This window comes from Promicromonospora sp. NPDC060271 (assembly GCF_042726755.1).
Classification (GTDB): Bacteria; Actinomycetota; Actinomycetes; order Actinomycetales; family Cellulomonadaceae; genus Promicromonospora.
On the sequence record NZ_JBHXBG010000312.1, the window covers coordinates 1 to 1,941 of the forward strand.

Below are 1,941 nucleotides of genomic sequence, written 5' to 3' on the forward strand. Positions count from 1 at the left end.
GCCGGTGCTCAAGGAGATGCAGGACGCCCACCCCAAGGCCGACAACGGCAAGCCGACGTACGCCCTGTCGCTGTTCAAGGACTGGGACGGCAACATGATGGCCATGGCCGGGCAGCCGCCGGCCCTCTCCGGGTACGAGCACACGGGCTTCGCCGAGGCGAAGGCGGACGGCTCGGACTACCACGGCGTCCTCGATCCCGACTCGGAGTACGTCCGGGCGCTGAGGTTCTACTACGAGGCGAACCAGATGGGCCTGGTCGACCCCGAGTCGACCACGCAGAACTACGACACGATGTTCGCCAAGTACCAGGCCGGCCAGGTCCTGCTCTCCTGGTGGCCGTGGCTGGGCCAGCAGGCGTACAACACCCAGAAGAACATGGCCGACGGCAAGGGCTTCATGGTCGCCCCGATGCAGGACCTGAAGGTCCTCTCCCGCGGCGCCCAGGTGTACGGCGACAACCTGATCTTCGGCATCGGCTCGAAGGCCGAGGACCCGGCTCGCATGGCGGCGTTCATCGACTGGCTCTACTCGCCGGAGGGCGTCGAGGCCAACTTCTCCGACAACAAGGGTGCCGGTCCCGAGGGACTGACCTGGAAGGACGGGCCTGACGGGCCGGAGCTCACCGACTTCGGCAAGGAAGCCATCCTGGAGGGCGGCGACGCGAAGATGCCGGACGAGTTCGGCGGCGGCACGTACCGGGACGGCGGCTCGACCCTGAACGTCAGCGGCGTCCTGCAGAACGGCGAGGACCCGCGAACGGGCTACCCGTACAACTACCAGCTCTGGCCGAGCTACCAGAAGACCGCGATGAACCCGCTGCTGGAGGACTGGTCCGAGCACATGGGCGGGGCCAAGACGACCATGGAGTACCTGCAGTCCAACGACAAGCTGCTGGTCGCACCGGGCGCGAGCTTCACCACCCCGGCGGACACCTCCGAGATCGAGACCCTGCGCAACCAGGTCAAGGCCACGATCGTGGAGCACTCCTGGAAGATGGCCTTCGCCAAGGACGACGCCGAGTTCGAGAGCCTGCTCGCCACCATGCAGGAGACGGCGAACGGCCTGGGCTACGAGAAGGTCCTCGAGTTCGACCTGGCCAACGCCGAGGCGAAGGTCGCCGCCCAGGAGGCGGTCGCCAAGGAGTTCGGCTGACGACCAGCGGCGTTCCACGACGGCACGAAGCACGGCCGGTCCGGGGTCTCTCCCGGACCGGCCGTGTGCTCAACCATCGTCATCACACAAGGGAGTGTCATGAGATCACACAAGGCCATCGCGATGCTCGTGGCTCCGCTGCTCGGGGCGCTGTCCCTGGCGGCATGCACAGGAGCCGCACCCGAGGAGGAGGCGAAGGCCTCCGTCGACCAGGACTGGTCCAAGGCCGAGCCCCTCACCATCGACGTCTTCTCCGCCACGGCCAACTACCAGGGCATCCAGGGCGGCTGGTTCGGCAAGCTCGTCAAGGACAAGTTCAACATGGAGCTGAACATCCTCGCCCCGAACGTCGCGGGCGGCGGTGACACGCTCTACAACACCCGCGTCGCCGGTGGTGAGCTCGGCGACCTCGTCATCGTCGGCAAGGGCCAGCAGCTCGACGAGCTGACCGAGGGCGGTCTCATCATCGACGCGTCCCCCTACTACGACTCCATGACGAACGTGGGCAGGTACGACCCGGCGGTCCAGAAGCTCAACGAGGGCAAGGACGGCGTCTACGGGTTCCCGGCCGAGGTCTCTTCCCTCGACCCGACCCAGCCGGCCGACCCGATCGACCCGGCGTCCGGTGCCTACCTGCGCTGGGACTACTACGCAGAGGCCGGCTACCCCGAGGTCGGCACCCTCGAGGACCTCCTGCCGGTGCTCAAGGAGATGCAGGACGCCCACCCCAAGGCCGACAACGGCAAGCCGACGTACGCCCTGTCGCTGTTCAAGGACTGGGACGGCAA

Annotated in this window: 2 pseudogenes; both read left to right on the forward strand. The window is 67.1% G+C overall.

Going from position 1 to position 1,941, the window contains the following annotated elements:
* Positions 1 to 1,153: pseudogene (locus ACFWE2_RS25280) on the forward strand (ABC transporter substrate-binding protein); the annotation flags it as partial.
* Positions 1,154 to 1,252: 99 nt separating this feature from the next.
* Positions 1,253 to 1,941, forward strand: a pseudogene (locus ACFWE2_RS25285) (ABC transporter substrate-binding protein); the annotation flags it as partial.